This is a genomic window from Flavobacterium psychraquaticum (genome assembly GCF_034497725.1).
Taxonomy (GTDB): domain Bacteria; phylum Bacteroidota; class Bacteroidia; order Flavobacteriales; family Flavobacteriaceae; genus Flavobacterium; species Flavobacterium psychraquaticum.
In genome coordinates this window covers 89,101-103,405 of sequence record NZ_JAXKVR010000025.1, presented here as the reverse complement: position 1 = coordinate 103,405, position 14,305 = coordinate 89,101, and the positions used below count along the sequence as shown (strand labels likewise).

The 14,305-nt window shown below is 32.6% G+C and carries 13 protein-coding genes and 2 tRNA genes; 6 read left to right on the top strand and 9 right to left on the bottom strand.

The window, feature by feature from the left end; genetic code table 11:
* The first annotated feature begins 70 nt into the window (after nucleotides 1–70).
* Entirely contained in the window at nucleotides 71–712 is a 642-nt protein-coding gene (locus T1L09_RS04570) for an O-methyltransferase (protein WP_322549864.1), read from the top strand.
* Here the strand turns inward: T1L09_RS04570 and T1L09_RS04565 are convergent.
* The 6 genes from T1L09_RS04565 to T1L09_RS04540 all read right to left on the bottom strand — a co-directional run bounded on the left by T1L09_RS04565 (nucleotide 675) and on the right by T1L09_RS04540 (nucleotide 6,098).
* Nucleotides 675–1,268 carry a phosphatase PAP2 family protein gene (locus tag T1L09_RS04565; protein WP_322549863.1) on the bottom strand — a complete coding sequence of 198 codons (594 nt, stop codon included), beginning with the start codon at nucleotides 1,266–1,268 and terminating at the stop codon, nucleotides 675–677. The genes T1L09_RS04570 and T1L09_RS04565 overlap by 38 nt on opposite strands.
* Nucleotides 1,268–1,612, bottom strand: coding sequence for a twin-arginine translocase TatA/TatE family subunit (locus T1L09_RS04560; RefSeq protein WP_322549768.1), 345 nt, complete (start codon nucleotides 1,610–1,612; stop codon nucleotides 1,268–1,270). The genes T1L09_RS04565 and T1L09_RS04560 overlap by 1 nt, the downstream gene beginning before the upstream one ends.
* 96 nt (nucleotides 1,613–1,708) lie before the next feature.
* On the bottom strand, nucleotides 1,709–3,982 hold the full coding sequence (locus tag T1L09_RS04555; RefSeq protein WP_322549767.1) for a M1 family metallopeptidase: 2,274 nt from the start codon (nucleotides 3,980–3,982) through the stop codon (nucleotides 1,709–1,711).
* 15 nt (nucleotides 3,983–3,997) lie between these two features.
* Nucleotides 3,998–4,492, bottom strand: coding sequence for a DUF6702 family protein (locus T1L09_RS04550; RefSeq protein WP_322549766.1), 495 nt, complete (start codon nucleotides 4,490–4,492; stop codon nucleotides 3,998–4,000).
* Nucleotides 4,493–4,511: 19 nt separating this feature from the next.
* Entirely contained in the window at nucleotides 4,512–5,333 is an 822-nt protein-coding gene (locus T1L09_RS04545; RefSeq protein WP_322549765.1) for a hypothetical protein, read from the bottom strand.
* Nucleotides 5,334–5,351: 18 nt separating this feature from the next.
* Nucleotides 5,352–6,098, bottom strand: coding sequence for a carboxypeptidase-like regulatory domain-containing protein (locus T1L09_RS04540; protein ID WP_322549764.1), 747 nt, complete (start codon nucleotides 6,096–6,098; stop codon nucleotides 5,352–5,354).
* Nucleotides 6,099–6,210: 112 nt separating this feature from the next.
* Between T1L09_RS04540 and pepE the strand changes: the two genes are divergently transcribed.
* Complete coding sequence (pepE, locus tag T1L09_RS04535; protein ID WP_322549763.1) at nucleotides 6,211–6,918, top strand: dipeptidase PepE; 708 nt, start codon at nucleotides 6,211–6,213, stop codon at nucleotides 6,916–6,918.
* Nucleotides 6,919–6,951: 33 nt separating this feature from the next.
* Here pepE and T1L09_RS04530 read toward each other — a convergent pair.
* A tRNA-Gly gene (locus T1L09_RS04530) sits at nucleotides 6,952–7,027 on the bottom strand.
* A 31-nt stretch (nucleotides 7,028–7,058) separates the two neighbouring features.
* Nucleotides 7,059–7,134 (bottom strand) — tRNA-Gly (locus tag T1L09_RS04525).
* Between the two features lie 164 nt (nucleotides 7,135–7,298).
* Here T1L09_RS04525 and T1L09_RS04520 point away from each other — a divergent pair.
* Together T1L09_RS04520 and T1L09_RS04515 are read left to right on the top strand one after the other, a co-directional pair.
* Entirely contained in the window at nucleotides 7,299–7,736 is a 438-nt protein-coding gene (locus tag T1L09_RS04520) for a GNAT family N-acetyltransferase (RefSeq protein ID WP_322549762.1), read from the top strand.
* A 41-nt stretch (nucleotides 7,737–7,777) separates the two neighbouring features.
* Complete coding sequence (locus T1L09_RS04515; protein ID WP_322549761.1) at nucleotides 7,778–9,364, top strand: L,D-transpeptidase family protein; 1,587 nt, start codon at nucleotides 7,778–7,780, stop codon at nucleotides 9,362–9,364.
* Here the strand turns inward: T1L09_RS04515 and T1L09_RS04510 are convergent.
* Nucleotides 9,353–10,084 (bottom strand): murein L,D-transpeptidase catalytic domain family protein, encoded by a 732-nt coding sequence (locus T1L09_RS04510; RefSeq protein WP_322549760.1) that lies wholly within the window; start codon nucleotides 10,082–10,084, stop codon nucleotides 9,353–9,355. The genes T1L09_RS04515 and T1L09_RS04510 overlap by 12 nt on opposite strands.
* A 190-nt stretch (nucleotides 10,085–10,274) precedes the next feature.
* On the opposite strand from T1L09_RS04510, the gene T1L09_RS04505 reads away from it, so the two are divergent.
* Nucleotides 10,275–12,686, top strand: coding sequence for a DUF5916 domain-containing protein (locus tag T1L09_RS04505; protein WP_322549759.1), 2,412 nt, complete (start codon nucleotides 10,275–10,277; stop codon nucleotides 12,684–12,686).
* Nucleotides 12,687–12,762: 76 nt separating this feature from the next.
* Nucleotides 12,763–14,280, top strand: a complete 1,518-nt coding sequence (gene gpmI, locus T1L09_RS04500; RefSeq protein WP_322549758.1) for a 2,3-bisphosphoglycerate-independent phosphoglycerate mutase — start codon at nucleotides 12,763–12,765, stop codon at nucleotides 14,278–14,280.
* The last annotated feature ends 25 nt before the right edge of the window (nucleotides 14,281–14,305 follow it).

Below are 14,305 nucleotides of genomic sequence, written 5' to 3'. Positions count from 1 at the left end.
AATTAGAAGCGTGAAATTAGAACTAAGAAGATTTGGAATTTGTATTTTTGCCATCAGAAATTTATTTTTTATGCATTTTATATCAGAAGAATTAGAAGATTATGTTGCGAATCATTCCCAAATTGAGCCAGAATTATTAGCCAAATTAAACAAAGAAACGCACCAAAAAGTGTTGCAACCAAGAATGCTGAGTGGTCATTTTCAAGGAAGGGTTTTAAGTATGCTGTCTAAAATTATTCGTCCGACTAGTATTCTAGAAATTGGAACTTATACGGGTTATGCCGCTTTGTGTTTGGCTGAAGGTTTAACGGAAAACGGAACTTTAGACACGATTGACGTAAATGAGGAATTAGTAGATTTTCAGAAAAAATATTTTGACATTTCGCCTTGGAAAGATCAAATTTTTCAACATTTAGGAGATGCTTTGGAAGTAATTCCAACTTTAGAGAAGAAATTTGATTTGGTCTTTATTGATGCGGATAAGGAAAACTATATCGCTTATTTCAATATGATTGTTCCGATGATGAATAAAGGTGGTATTATTCTATCGGACAATGTGTTATGGAGCGGAAAAGTGCTAGAAGAAGTGAAATCTAGCGACAAAACCACGCAAATATTATTAGACTACAACAAGTTGGTTAACGAAGACAAACGCGTAGAAACGGTTTTATTGCCTATTCGGGATGGTTTAACGGTGACGCGCGTTTTGTAATTTTATATCTAGAATTGAAATATTCGTGCAGTTTGTAAAACAGGAGTCCAAAAGTAGCTCCAAACAAATAACCAGCTAAAATATCACCTGGAAAATGCAGTCCCAAATAAATTCTGCTGTAAGCAAAAACTAAAGGAAAGGCGAATAATAAAAAGGTGTTTCTGTAATATTTTCTAATAATTAAGAAAATAAATACAGTTGACGCCATTGAATTTGAAGCGTGACCCGAAAAGAAACTAAAGGATTTTCTGGTGATAACTTCGCGGATAATTCCGTCTAATTCGGGCACATTACAAGGTCGTAATCTTTGAAAAGAATATTTAAACAAATTGGTCATTTGATCCGTAAAAGCAATTAAAACCGCTAAGAACAAAATTAAAATTACAAATTTTCTAGAACCTACTTTTTTGTGAATTAGAAAAAACACAGCAAGAAAAAAGGGTGCCCAATAGATTTGTTTTGTGATGATTTTCCAAAAAGCATCGAAAGGTTCGGAACCTAATCCGTTTAAAAAGACCAATAGCTCTTGGTCTAACTGTAGTAATTGTTCCAAAATTAGCGTTGTCTTTTTATGGGCCCGGTTATGCTTTCAATATCTTCTTTTACTTGGTCGATCGGATTTTGAATACCTAAATCAATATTATTAGTAGGATTCATCATCTTGTTGATTCCGTCTTTGGCTTTATTTATTTCTTCCGAAATTCCGCCAGTTAATTCATTTATATCCAAACCGCTTTCTTTAGCGCTATTTTGAATTTCACTCTTCAATTCGTTACTTGCATTTTTTAATTGCGCCATAGTTTTACCTAGAAATCTTGCGATTTCCGGTATTTCTTTAGAACCGAAAAGCATCAATACTACTACAAGAATTAGTAATACTTCTGAAAATCCATCAAACATAATCAAAAAATTTAGAACACAAAGTTACAAAGTTTAAAAGACTAATTATCTTAAAAGTATCAAAAAAAAGACTATCCGAAGATAGTCTCATTTTTATTATTTTTTCTCTAATTGATCAAACTTAGATTCTACTGAAGCGTTTGGCCAGAAATTATTAGTAATATCTACATCCGCTGTTTCTAATTTAGGATCCAATTGGAATTTTACTACTTTTTTCGCGCTAGCAAAAACTCTTTTAGCTGAATCGTTATTCTTTCTCCAAATTTGAGCAGGGAAGGTTTGTGTTTCACTAGTTCCATCTTCAAATTGAAGTTCAACGATGATTGGCATTATCAATCCTCCTGGTTTTTCAAACTCTACTTCATAAAAGAATTTAGGCGATTGCAAAGCATTTATTTCAGCTTGCGTATAATTTTTACTTAAATAATCGTTTAAAGCTTGCACTTTTGAAGCATCAAATCCATTTGCTAATTCTGGCTTGAAATCGGTTGAACCTTCCAAAACCATTTTAAGCATTGGTTGGTTTTCATCACCAATCTTTCTTCCTCTTCTGTTAAATTGGGGTTTAGCATCTTTAGGATCTTGTTCTACTACATAATATTGTTTCACATCTTTGATTGCAATGTCTGTAAAATCTGTTGAATAGAACCAACCTCTCCAAAACCAATCTAAATCTACTGCCGAAGCATCTTCCATTGTTCGAAAGAAATCTTCTGGTGTTGGATGTTTAAATTTCCAACGATTTGCGTATGTTTTGAAAGCATGGTCAAACAATTCGTGACCCATAATTGTTTCTCTTAAAATATTTAATCCTGTTGCCGGTTTGCCATAAGCGTTTGCTCCAAAGTTGTAAATATTTTCAGAGTTTGACATAATTGGCTCTAAATATTGTTGATTTCCTTTCATATAAGGAACAATATTTTTAGCTGGTCCTCTTGTTGCAGGGAAATTAGGATCAAAAGTAGTTTCTGCTAAATATTCTAAAAATGTATTTAAACCTTCATCCATCCAAGTCCATTGTCTTTCGTCTGAATTTACAATCATTGGAAAAAAATTGTGTCCTACTTCGTGAATAATTACACCTAGCATTCCGTATTTTGTTCTGTCGCTGATGAAACCTGTTTCGTCTGGACGACCGTAATTCCAACAAATCATTGGATATTCCATTCCTTGATCTTCTGCAGAAACTGATACCGCTTTTGGATAAGGATAGTCAAATGTAAAATGAGAATACGTTTTAATTGTGTGCGCTACTGCTTTGGTGGATAAATCGCCCCAAAGCGGATTCGCTTCTTTAGGATAAATTGAGATAGCTAGTGGTTTATTTGATGGTAAATCTACGGCCATTGCATCAATTATAAATTTTCTTGAAGTTGAAAAACCAAAATCTCTTACGTTTTGAGCTTTAAATCTCCATGTTATCTTTTGATCTGAAAAGCTAGATTCTTTCGCCGTTGCTTCTTCTTGCGTAACAATAACAACTGGTTTATCGAAGGTTTTTTCTGCTAATTCCCAACGTTTTACTTGAGCTGGCGTATATACTTCGCTTCTATTTTGTAAAGAACCGGTAGCTTCCATTACGTGGTCTGCAGGAACTGTAATGTTGACTTCATAATCACCAAAAGCCAAGGCAAATTCACCACTACCCCAGAATTGCATATTTTGCCATCCTTCCACATCATTATAAACAGCCATTCTTGGGAAAAACTGTGCTATAACATACAAACGATTGCCGTCTTTAAATTCCTCATATCCAGAACGACCATTGTTTGCTTGTACTTGATAGTTCACAATATTATACCACCATTTAATAGAAAAAGAAATTTTTTGTCCAGATTTTAAAGGTTTGTCCAGATCAATACGCATCATAGTTTGATTGACAACATATTTCATTGCACTTCCTTTTGCATCTTTTACATAGTCAATGTTAAAGCCACCTGGAAAAGGATTTTCAATGAATTTCTTAGCAAAACCATCAGTTGACATTGTTTTCGCTAAAACTTCATTACCTATTAAAGGAGTTTTAGAATCTGGCTTTTCAATATTTTGATCTAACTGTACCCATAAATACTCTAAATTTTCAGGCGAATTATTAAAATAAGTTATGGTCTCTGAGCCATATAATTTTTTATTTTTATCATCTAATTCCAAATTAATTTTATAATCTGCTTTTTGCTGATAATACGCGGGTCCAGGAGCGCCCGAAGCCGTTCTAAACATGTTAGGAGTTGCCATTTCCTCATACATTTGACGAAATTTGTTTTCGTTATAATGTCCTTGTTTTTTTTCATCCTTTTTTACCTCTTGCGCAATTGCTCCAAAAGCAACTGATAAAGATAAAAAAACATTGAACACAATAGTTTTTTTCATAATAGTGCGGGTCGTTTAATAGTCAATCTTTTCTTTAAATGATGTATTAGTCATCAAAAGACTTTTTTTGTTACCGTTTATATTGCTATGAACAATATTTTGTTGCTCAGGATAAATTTCTGTTACTAATGAGTTATAGATTTCGAAGGTATTTATTTTTTTTGAAATTGTAATTTTAGTATACAATATTAACACATCTCCTTCTAATTCCCGCGCTAAAAACTCAATTCCTTGCGGCTTTTTGTTAATAGAAATTTTTATTTTCTCTTTTAAATAGGTTTTAATTAACTCTTCAGCTTCAGGCAATTCTCTGGCTGAAGTTAAATTTACTTTTGTATTAAATCTTTTATTTAATGCTTTCTCAAAATCATCTACAAAGATTCGTGAAGTGATTTCCATTCGCTTTTTTGAAGGTACGTAATCTACCTGAGTTACTGAAACATAAAATTTATGCACTGCAAAAGAACTCAAAAGCAAAACTGCAAATAGTAGTAAAACACTCTTTTTCATTGGGTAAAAATAAACATAATTATTGTAATTTAAATTCTTTTGCTTTATTGATTAAATATTCAATTAATTTCAATTCGTTTTCTGATTTCAAAAGTGGCGAAAGATCATATACATTTAACTCAGCAAAACCCATAAACGCCGGAATATTTTCATTTTCAATCTTTAAAGTACTGGTAAAAAAATTATTTGAAAAGCGTTCATACATATGTTCAGAAAAGGATTTAGATTGAATATCTCTAATTCTTCGTTCTTCGAAAACTCGTTCAGCATTCGCTTTTGGATTTACATTTTTCACAAACAAACTTACCAACCCAGCACCAATTGCCATAAAATTAAAATTAGAACCATTTGGTGCAAAATGACTAGTTAATGCGCTATTTATTGGAGTTCCTGTTCTAATATCATCTTCGTAGTTTTTAATAACTTTTGCATCAATCTTAGAAAACCCATCACCATAAACCTGAATACGTTTAGTATCCACGGTTAAATCTCCTGTTAATGTATAAGGTGTAATAATAACTTCATTTAATTCAGTAATTTTTACGTACAATTTAATTTCTAAAACCGGAAGCCAGAAATCTTTGTCTGTTAGTACATACTTTTTTGAATAATAAGACAAACCTTGAATATACAAAGTGTCAGTTGCTCTAGCATTAATTGAAAATTTTCCATCTATGTCTGTTATTGCACCGATTCTTGAGGAAATATTGTATACTGTTAAATTTTCCACTTCAATTGAATCGGCAACAATTTTTCCACGCAACACTTTTCGCGGAATTCCTTGTGCAAAAATGGTTTGAGCGAAGATTATTAGTAATAAAACAAAGTAGCTTTTTCTCATATTAATTAATATTTCGTTTTATAATTCTTTTAATTGTATAAATTCTACGGCTAATTCAGACAGAATGAAAGTTGCCATTGTTTTATTTTTATCTTTCATAGCTTGTGCATACCTTAAATTTTCTGCGATATAAAATAAAAAACCTTCCACGTATTCTTGAGGAATATTTAAGGTTTCAGTAAAATAAGTTCGTTCAAAATAATCGCTGGTTTTAGCTTGAAGCATCTCCTTTTTTTCTATAACCAATTCTATTTCTAACATTGCGGCTCTTCCACTTATGGCATTAATCATCCCATCAACACTCATTCCTCCTAAAGGAATCAATAACGGGCTATACCACTTGAAACCACCAGCCGTATATAATTTTCGCTCTGCAGGTGTATAAGTTCTTTGATTTGCTGGAACAATTCCTAATGAAACCGCATTAATATTTTTATATCCGTTAAGTATAACCTCATCTAATTGACTTATTAATGATTTCATTGGTATAAAAATTAATTCTAGTTTTACATCACTCCCTTTTATAATATATTGCGTAGCCTTCATATTTACTGCACTAAACTGTAGGGTATCGTTAACTTTTGCCTTAATTTTAAAATAACCTCGAGCATCTGTAATCTCTCCTGTTTTCTTACTGATATTTAGTACGTGAATGTCTTCTAAATTTGTAGATTCTGAAACAATTTTACCTCTTATTATCGTATCATTTTGACAAAAAACGATTGTTGGGAGAAGTAAAAAGAATAAAAGTAGTTCTTTTATCATTTAATTAGATTCGTATGTTTTTGTAAATGTAGCTAATAGCTCTCAAAAGGAAATCCCAAAAAGATGATAAACTTATGTTAATACAAAAATGTAACTTTGTAAAAAAATTGAGATGAAAAATATACTAATCGCCAGCACATCAACCTTGCATAACGGAAGTTACTTGGAGTATTTACTACCAGAATTGCGAACTTTTTTCGGCAATTGTACTGAAATTATTTTTATTCCTTATGCGCGACCAAGTGCGATTTCCCACGATGATTATACTCAAAAAGTAAGAGAAGCATTTTCGAAAATTAACATTCAGGTTAAGGGAATTCACGAATTTGAAGATCCAATCAAAGCTATTGAGAATGCTAAAGGAATATTTACCGGTGGCGGAAATACCTTTTTATTAGTTAGTCAATTATACAAAACCAAAGTGATTGATATACTAGAGACAGTTGTAAAAAACGGAACACCTTATTTAGGAACAAGTGCAGGAAGTAATATATGTGGTTTAACAATGAACACCACTAACGACATGCCGATTGTATATCCTCCGAGTTTTCGAACTTTAGGATTTGTTTCTTTTAACATTAATCCGCATTATTTAGATCCGATTGCCGATTCTACGCATATGGGAGAAACAAGAGAAACGAGAATTCACGAATTCCATCAATTTAATCCGCAGCCTGTTGTTGGTCTCAGAGAAGGAAGTTGGTTAGCCCTAAAAGGAAATTCTATAAAACTGAAAGGCAATTTAACTGCTCGGATTTTCAAAAGAAATGAAACGCCGTTTGAAGTTACTCCCGAAACCGAACTTAACGATTTGAAATAAAAAAAGCCTTGCAAATTGCAAGGCTTTTTTCTGTGGAGCGGAAGACGAGGCTCGAACTCGCGACAACCAGCTTGGAAGGCTGGAGCTCTACCAACTGAGCTACTTCCGCAGGTGATAATTTTTGAAACTTTATCTTGTTTTGGAGCGGAAGACGAGGCTCGAACTCGCGACAACCAGCTTGGAAGGCTGGAGCTCTACCAACTGAGCTACTTCCGCATAACAGAAAAAGTGTTGTGAAACACTCATTTTGTGGGTGCAAATATACTTCAAATTTTATTTTAATTGCAAATTTTATGACATCTTTTTTTCTTTACTTTGTTGGAAATTTGAAGAATTCAAAAACAAACCTGTTAATTCACTAACCTATAAATAGTTACAAAATGATAAGCGTAAAGAAAGTCACTTCAAAGGCAACCTACTCTGTGAGACAAGAGGTTTTAAGAAAAGGAAAACCTCTCGAAACTTGTTATTTTAATGGCGATGATGATGCAACTACAGTGCATTTTGGCTTATTTCAAGATCAAAAATTAATTGGCGTTGTTTCCATTTTTCAATTCCAAAACCCTGAATTTATTGAAAATAATCAATTTCAAATTAGAGGAATGGCCGTTGTATCAGAATTTCAAGGAAAAGGTTTCGGTGAACAACTTTTAAAAACAGCTGAACAATATTGTTACAATCATAAAGCTACCTTAATTTGGTTCAATGCAAGAGAGAAAGCAGTTTCTTTTTACAAAAAATTGGGTTACAAAATTAACGGTAAATCTTTTGATATTACTGATGTTGGCATTCATTTTGTGATGTACAAGAAAAGTTAAAAAGATTTCACTACATTTATACACATAAACGGGTTTCTCCTATGAAAATAATTACGCTTTTATTATCGATATTCCTCTTTATTTCCTGTAAAAAAGAAGAAAAAGTAATTGCTTTTGACAATACTATTATCAAAGATACCGTTCACAATGTAATTATTCGTCCTATAGATCCTGAATTACTTACAGACAAATCCGATAGTATGAAATTGTATTATCAAAAATTCAATTTTCACGAAATTTGGTATTTAGACACGAATAGAAAAGACTTAATAGACGCCATCAAATCGTGTTATTTAGAAGGTTTAAATCCGATGGATTATTCACTTGAATTTATCGAGAATTTAGAGAAAAAGAGAAAAGAATTATCGGACAAAGACATTGTGAAATATGATATTTTACTTACGGAATCTTTCGAAAAATTAGCACTTCATCTCTATAAAGGAAAATTAAATCCCAAAGAATTATATAACGATTGGGATTTGCAACCAAAAAATATAGCGCTTTCTCCACTATTGCTTCCAGCAATCACAGATGAAAAAGTAGCTTCTATTTTCAACACAATAAAACCCAACCACCTAGTTTATCAATTGCTAAAAAAAAGCTTATTAGAACTGGAGAAGTTTCCCAATATTACTTTTTCGAAAATTGTAGCTTCTAAAGATAAAATTCAAGTAAATGATACGTTAGCTGAAATTGTAAAAATTAAAAAACGTTTAAGTTATTGGAATGATTTTAAAAACAGAGATAGTGTTTTTACATGGACCTATGACACTATAACATTTAAAGCTGTCAAACGCTTTCAAAAACGCCATGGTTTATTAGAAGACGGCATTATCGGAAGAGGAACTTTGAGTGCTTTGAATACTACAAAAAACGAAAGACGAGAACAAATAGTAGCCAATTTAGAAAGATGGCGCTGGTATCCTAACGATTTAGGTAGGCAATATTTAATTGCAAATCTTCCGGAATATATGTTAAATTATGTTGTTGACAACGACACTATAGCATCGCACAGGATTGTTGTTGGAACAATAAAACGAAAAACACCAATACTAACATCAAAACTTTCTAACTTTGTATTTAATCCAACTTGGACCATTCCGCCGACAATTATTAAAGAAGATTTAACACCAAGCGCTTCCAAAAATAGAAATTATTTTCCATCACGAAGATTGACTATTTACGACAATAAAGGAAAAGAAATTAGCCCTTATGAGTGGAATCCTGCAAGGGCTAATAGTTATCGTTATGTGCAAAAACCAGGTTATAATAATTCATTAGGTTTAGTAAAGTTTAATTTCCCGAATGGGCATTTAGTTTATTTACACGATACAAATCACAGAGATTATTTTGTAAGAAACAATCGCGCCTTGAGCTCGGGCTGCGTGCGTGTTGAAAATCCGTTGGTTCTAGTTAAACACATTTTAGTAAAGGAAAACGAAAAAAAATGGAATACATCTGAAATTGATTCCATCATCAAACGAGAGAAAACAAAAACAGTGTCTATGAAAGACACTGTAAATATTTATATTTTTTATTGGACCAGTTGGCTAGAAAATGATCAATTGCAATTTAGACCCGACATCTATGAACTCGACAAAGCTTTGTTTCAGAAATTAAGAAACTAACTTAGATTTAGCTACGTAATTTCTTGATGGATGGTAAATGAAAACACAAGATTTGTCTTTTATCGTTGCTATCAATTCTTTATGAATTTTGTAAGGAACTGCAGGACAACCTAAACTTCTACCAATATATCCTTGGGCATTAGCCAATTTTTGACTTACATAATCAGCCCCATGAATTACTACTGCTCTGTTTCTTGCATTATCATTGATTCCCGCTTCCATTCCATCTAAACGCAAAGATGTGCCGTGTTTTCCTTGATATTCTTCACCCGTTACATAAAAACCTAAGCTACTTTGAAAAGATTCGTTTGCGTTTGAAAATTTTGTCGCAAACTCAGTTCCTGAATTTCTTCCGTGTGCAACAAGTGATTTCAAAAGTACTTTTTGAGTTTTCATATCGATTACCCACATTCTTTCAACTGTTGAAGACAAACTGAAATCCACGATTGTTAAAATTTCGTTCGAAATTTTTCCTTGGAATTTTAAAAGTTCGTAGCCTTGGAAAGCGGCAAGAAAACTATCAAATTTTGGCAATGACAAATTGTTGGCGTCTAACACACTATATAAAGTTTTACACTTTGTCTCTAAAGAAGCTTTTGTACTAGCGGCAATAAGTTTTGGATCTGTATTAGTAAAACCTTTTATATCCGCATCTGCGGTGTTTAAAGGTTTGAAAGAAAAAATACAGAATAAAATGAACGGTAAAATTTTGTATATCATTGTAAATGTTGTAGTTGTGTAGTTGATGTATGTGCCAAATATATTTATTTTTTTATTACCAACAAATTTTTTTAGTGTTTTTTATCTAAATTTTATGCATTTCGTCGATTATTTCTCGAAAAGTTAAACATTATATAAAAATTAACAAATAATGCTATAATCTCTTAATTTGCGCACAAAATTACCAAAGATGACATTTAGGCCTTTTATCACTTATCTTTTTTGCGTTGTAACTTCAATTTTGTCGGTTGCCCAAACCAAAAAAAGCATCACTACCGAAAAAATAAGTGAACCCATTACAATTGATGCAAATTTAAATGAAGATGCTTGGAAAAATGTTTCTATCGCAAGCGATTTTATAATGTTTGATCCTGATAACGGCAGACCTATTGATGTTAAAAAGAAAACAGAAGTAAAAATTCTTTATGATGACCAAGCAATTTATATAAGCGCACTGTTATACGATGATGAACCCTCAAAAATTATGAGGGAAATTACTGAACGTGACGATTTTGGCTCTTCAGACACTTTTGGAATTTACATTAATGGCTATAATGATGGCCAACAAGATTTTCGTTTTTTCGTTACGGCAGCAGGCGGTCAAGTAGATTGTTTGGCTACTGAACAATTAGGTGAAGATTATTCGTGGAATGCCATTTGGGAAAGTAAAGTGAAAATTACAGAATTCGGCTGGGCAGTAGAAATGAAAATACCTTATGCGGCTTTGCGTTTTTCTAATGAAACACAACAAACTTGGGGGTTAAATTTTGTTCGCGAAATAAGACGCGATCGACAAACTTATACTTGGACGCACGTAGATTCTAAAATTGGCGCTGTAATTCCACAAGCTGGTATTTTAAATGGTATTCAAAATATAAAAACGCCAACCCGATTATTTTTAATTCCTTATGCTTCTTTTTATTTAAATGGAAGTGAACACCAAAAAGCGAAAGGTGAATTTAAAGGCGGACTAGATATTAAATACGGAATTAATGATGCGTTTACCTTAGATGCGATTTTAGTTCCCGATTTTGGTCAGACTAAATTTGATAATGTTGTTTTAAATTTAGGTCCGTTTGAACAGCAATTTAATGAAAATCGACCTTTTTTTACAGAAGGAACAGACTTGTTTAGTAAAGGTGATTTGTTATATTCTAGGAGAATTGGACAAACTCCAAATTTCTATCCAGATTTAGCAGAGAATGAGTCAATAAAGGATTACCCTAGTGCTATTAACCTTTTAAATGCGCTTAAAGTTTCTGGAAGAGATAAAAGTGGAATGGGTATTGGATTTTTAAATGCAATTACTGAAAAAACAAGTGCAAGAGTTGAAAATGAAGCTGATGGTTCACAAAGAGAAGTAATTGTTTCTCCCTTGACTAATTATAATGTAACGGTCTTTGACCAGCGTTTTAATCAAAATTCTTCCGTGACTTTTATTAATACGAATGTTACTAGAAATGGGAGTTACAGAGATGCAAATGTGACTGGTTTATTATTTGATTTAAACAATAAAACCAATAAATACAATCTCGAAGGAGCTTTAAAATCGAGCAGTATTAGAGATGTAGAAAATTCAAATGGTGTAAATGCATCCTTATTTTTAGCCGAAAAATCAGGAAATTTCAGACATAGCTTAGGTGCCGAGTATATTTCGAAAGATTTTGATAACAATGATTTAGGGATTAATTTTAAAACCAATTATTATAGTGTTTCCGGAAATTCAAATTACCGTATTTTAAATCCGAACAAAACCTTTAATGCATTTCGCATCAATCTAAATTCTTATTTTGAATTTTATACTCCAACGAACCAAATTCAATCCAGCAACTTCAATGTAAATATGAGTGCTACCACAAAAAAGAATCATTATTATGGAGGCGGCATCAATTTTAATCCGTTCAAAAACTACGATTATTATGAACCAAGAACCGCAAATCGCTATTTTGTAAATCCTGAAACTTTAGGTGGTTTTTTGAATTTCTCATCTAATTACAACAATAAATTCGCTTTGGATTTAAGTCCATATATGACACACGTTTTAAACGAAAACAGATATGAATCGGGAATAGAAATTAGTCCAAGATACCGATTTAACGACGCTTTCGCGATGGTTTATAGTTTTGATTTTGCAAGACAACAAAACGACGTTGGCTTTATTGATAGAGATGCAGATGAAATTATTTTTGCTCGAAGAAATAGAAATACCTTTACGAATTCTATAACTAGTAAGTTTTCGATTAGTAGCGAAATGAATTTTAATTTATCGGTAAGACATTATTGGTCGTTAGCGGAAAACAATCAGATCAACACCTTAAATTCAGACGGAAGCTTAGCACCAAACACAACTTACACTGGGAATAAAAACTCAAATTTTAGCAGCTGGAACTTAGACCTATCTTATTCTTGGTGGTTTGCTCCTGGGAGTCAAATGTCTATTTTATACCGAAACAATGCGGCTACTTTTGACAGAACTATTAATAAAAATTTCAATTCTAATTTTTCAAATCTATTTAATGATAATTTGAGTCATGTCTTATCTTTTAGTGTACGTTATTTCATTGATTACAATCAGGCTAAAAATTGGATTAAAAAAGGATAAATCGCTTCCTCACCTTTATCGTTTTTTTTGATTCTTAAGTTTTGTAAATCCGTATATTTGTACAAAAGCAAGACTAATGAACAAAAAAGTAATTTTAATGATCTTAGACGGTTGGGGTAAATCGCCTGACCCAAAAGTATCTGCAATAGACAATGCTCACACACCTTTTATTGATAGTTTATATATTAAATACCCGAACGCACAATTACGAACGGATGGCTTAAATGTAGGTTTGCCTGAAGGTCAAATGGGAAATTCAGAAGTAGGTCATATGAACTTAGGTGCTGGCCGTATCGTTTATCAAGATTTAGCCAAGCTGAATTTAGCCGTAACCAACCACACGATGAGTCAAGAAAAACCACTTATGGATGCGTTGAATTATGCCAAAGAAAACAACAAATCAATTCACTTTTTAGGATTGCTTTCGGATGGTGGAGTACATTCACACACATCGCATTTGCGCGGGTTGATTGATGTTGCTCAGGCAAACGGAAACCAAAAAATGTTCGTTCACGCGTTTACGGATGGTCGTGATGTGGATCCAAAATCGGGAATGAATTATATTGCTGATTTAGACCATTATTTACAAAACACTAATGCTAAATTAGCCTCTGTAATTGGAAGATATTATGCAATGGACCGAGACAAACGCTGGGAACGTGTTAAATTAGCATATAATTTACTGGTAAATGGTTTTGGAACCAAAAGCACAAATGCTTACCAAAGTGTAGTAGCAAGTTATGCACACAACGTAACCGATGAATTTATTGAACCTATTTGTATGGTTGATGAAAATCTCGAACCTATTGCGACAATAAAAGATGACGATGTGGTCATTTTCTTCAATTTTAGAACGGATAGAGGAAGAGAATTAACCGAAGTTTTATCACAAATCGATCTACACGAATTCAACATGCATAAATTGAATTTATATTTTGTAACGATGACAAATTACGATGAAACCTATCAAAATGTTCATGTAATTTATGACAAAGACAATGTTACTGAAACATTAGGTGAAGTTTTAGAAAAATCAAATAAGAAGCAAATTCGGATTGCTGAAACAGAAAAATACCCACATGTGACGTTTTTCTTTTCAGGTGGACGAGAAGCTCCCTTTATAGGCGAAACACGCATATTAAAAAATTCTCCAAAAGTAGCAACATACGATTTACAACCTGAAATGAGTGCTTTTGAATTAAAAGACGCTTTAATTCCAGAATTAAATAAAGGTGAAGTTGATTTTGTATGTTTAAACTTTGCCAATGGCGATATGGTTGGCCACACCGGAATTATGGAAGCCGCTATAAAAGCTTGCGAAGTAGTTGATGTTTGTGTAAAAGAAATAGTTGAAGCTGCATTAGAAAACAATTATACCACAATTATTATTGCAGATCACGGTAATTGCGAAACAATGATAAATCCAGATGGGACGCCAAACACCGCACACACTACGAATCCTGTGCCAATTATTTTAGTAGATAAAGATTTAAAACATATTCAAAATGGGGTTTTAGGTGATATTGCTCCTACAATTTTAGAACTGATGGGAATTCAAAAACCCTTTGTTATGACTTGTCATTCGTTAGTTTAAAAAATAAACTACAATATTTAAAGGG

Excerpts from the sequence above, each read along its gene's own strand:
- T1L09_RS04570 (WP_322549864.1), top strand. The coding sequence starts at position 71 with ATGCATTTTATATCAGAAGAATTAGAAGATTATGTTGCGAATCATTCC.
- T1L09_RS04560 (WP_322549768.1), bottom strand. The coding sequence starts at position 1,612 with ATGTTTGATGGATTTTCAGAAGTATTACTAATTCTTGTAGTAGTATTG.
- T1L09_RS04555 (WP_322549767.1), bottom strand. The coding sequence starts at position 3,982 with ATGAAAAAAACTATTGTGTTCAATGTTTTTTTATCTTTATCAGTTGCT.
- T1L09_RS04550 (WP_322549766.1), bottom strand. The coding sequence starts at position 4,492 with ATGAAAAAGAGTGTTTTACTACTATTTGCAGTTTTGCTTTTGAGTTCT.
- T1L09_RS04545 (WP_322549765.1), bottom strand. The coding sequence starts at position 5,333 with ATGAGAAAAAGCTACTTTGTTTTATTACTAATAATCTTCGCTCAAACC.
- T1L09_RS04540 (WP_322549764.1), bottom strand. The coding sequence starts at position 6,098 with ATGATAAAAGAACTACTTTTATTCTTTTTACTTCTCCCAACAATCGTT.
- pepE (WP_322549763.1), top strand. The coding sequence starts at position 6,211 with ATGAAAAATATACTAATCGCCAGCACATCAACCTTGCATAACGGAAGT.
- T1L09_RS04520 (WP_322549762.1), top strand. The coding sequence starts at position 7,299 with ATGATAAGCGTAAAGAAAGTCACTTCAAAGGCAACCTACTCTGTGAGA.
- T1L09_RS04515 (WP_322549761.1), top strand. The coding sequence starts at position 7,778 with ATGAAAATAATTACGCTTTTATTATCGATATTCCTCTTTATTTCCTGT.
- T1L09_RS04510 (WP_322549760.1), bottom strand. The coding sequence starts at position 10,084 with ATGATATACAAAATTTTACCGTTCATTTTATTCTGTATTTTTTCTTTC.
- T1L09_RS04505 (WP_322549759.1), top strand. The coding sequence starts at position 10,275 with ATGACATTTAGGCCTTTTATCACTTATCTTTTTTGCGTTGTAACTTCA.
- gpmI (WP_322549758.1), top strand. The coding sequence starts at position 12,763 with ATGAACAAAAAAGTAATTTTAATGATCTTAGACGGTTGGGGTAAATCG.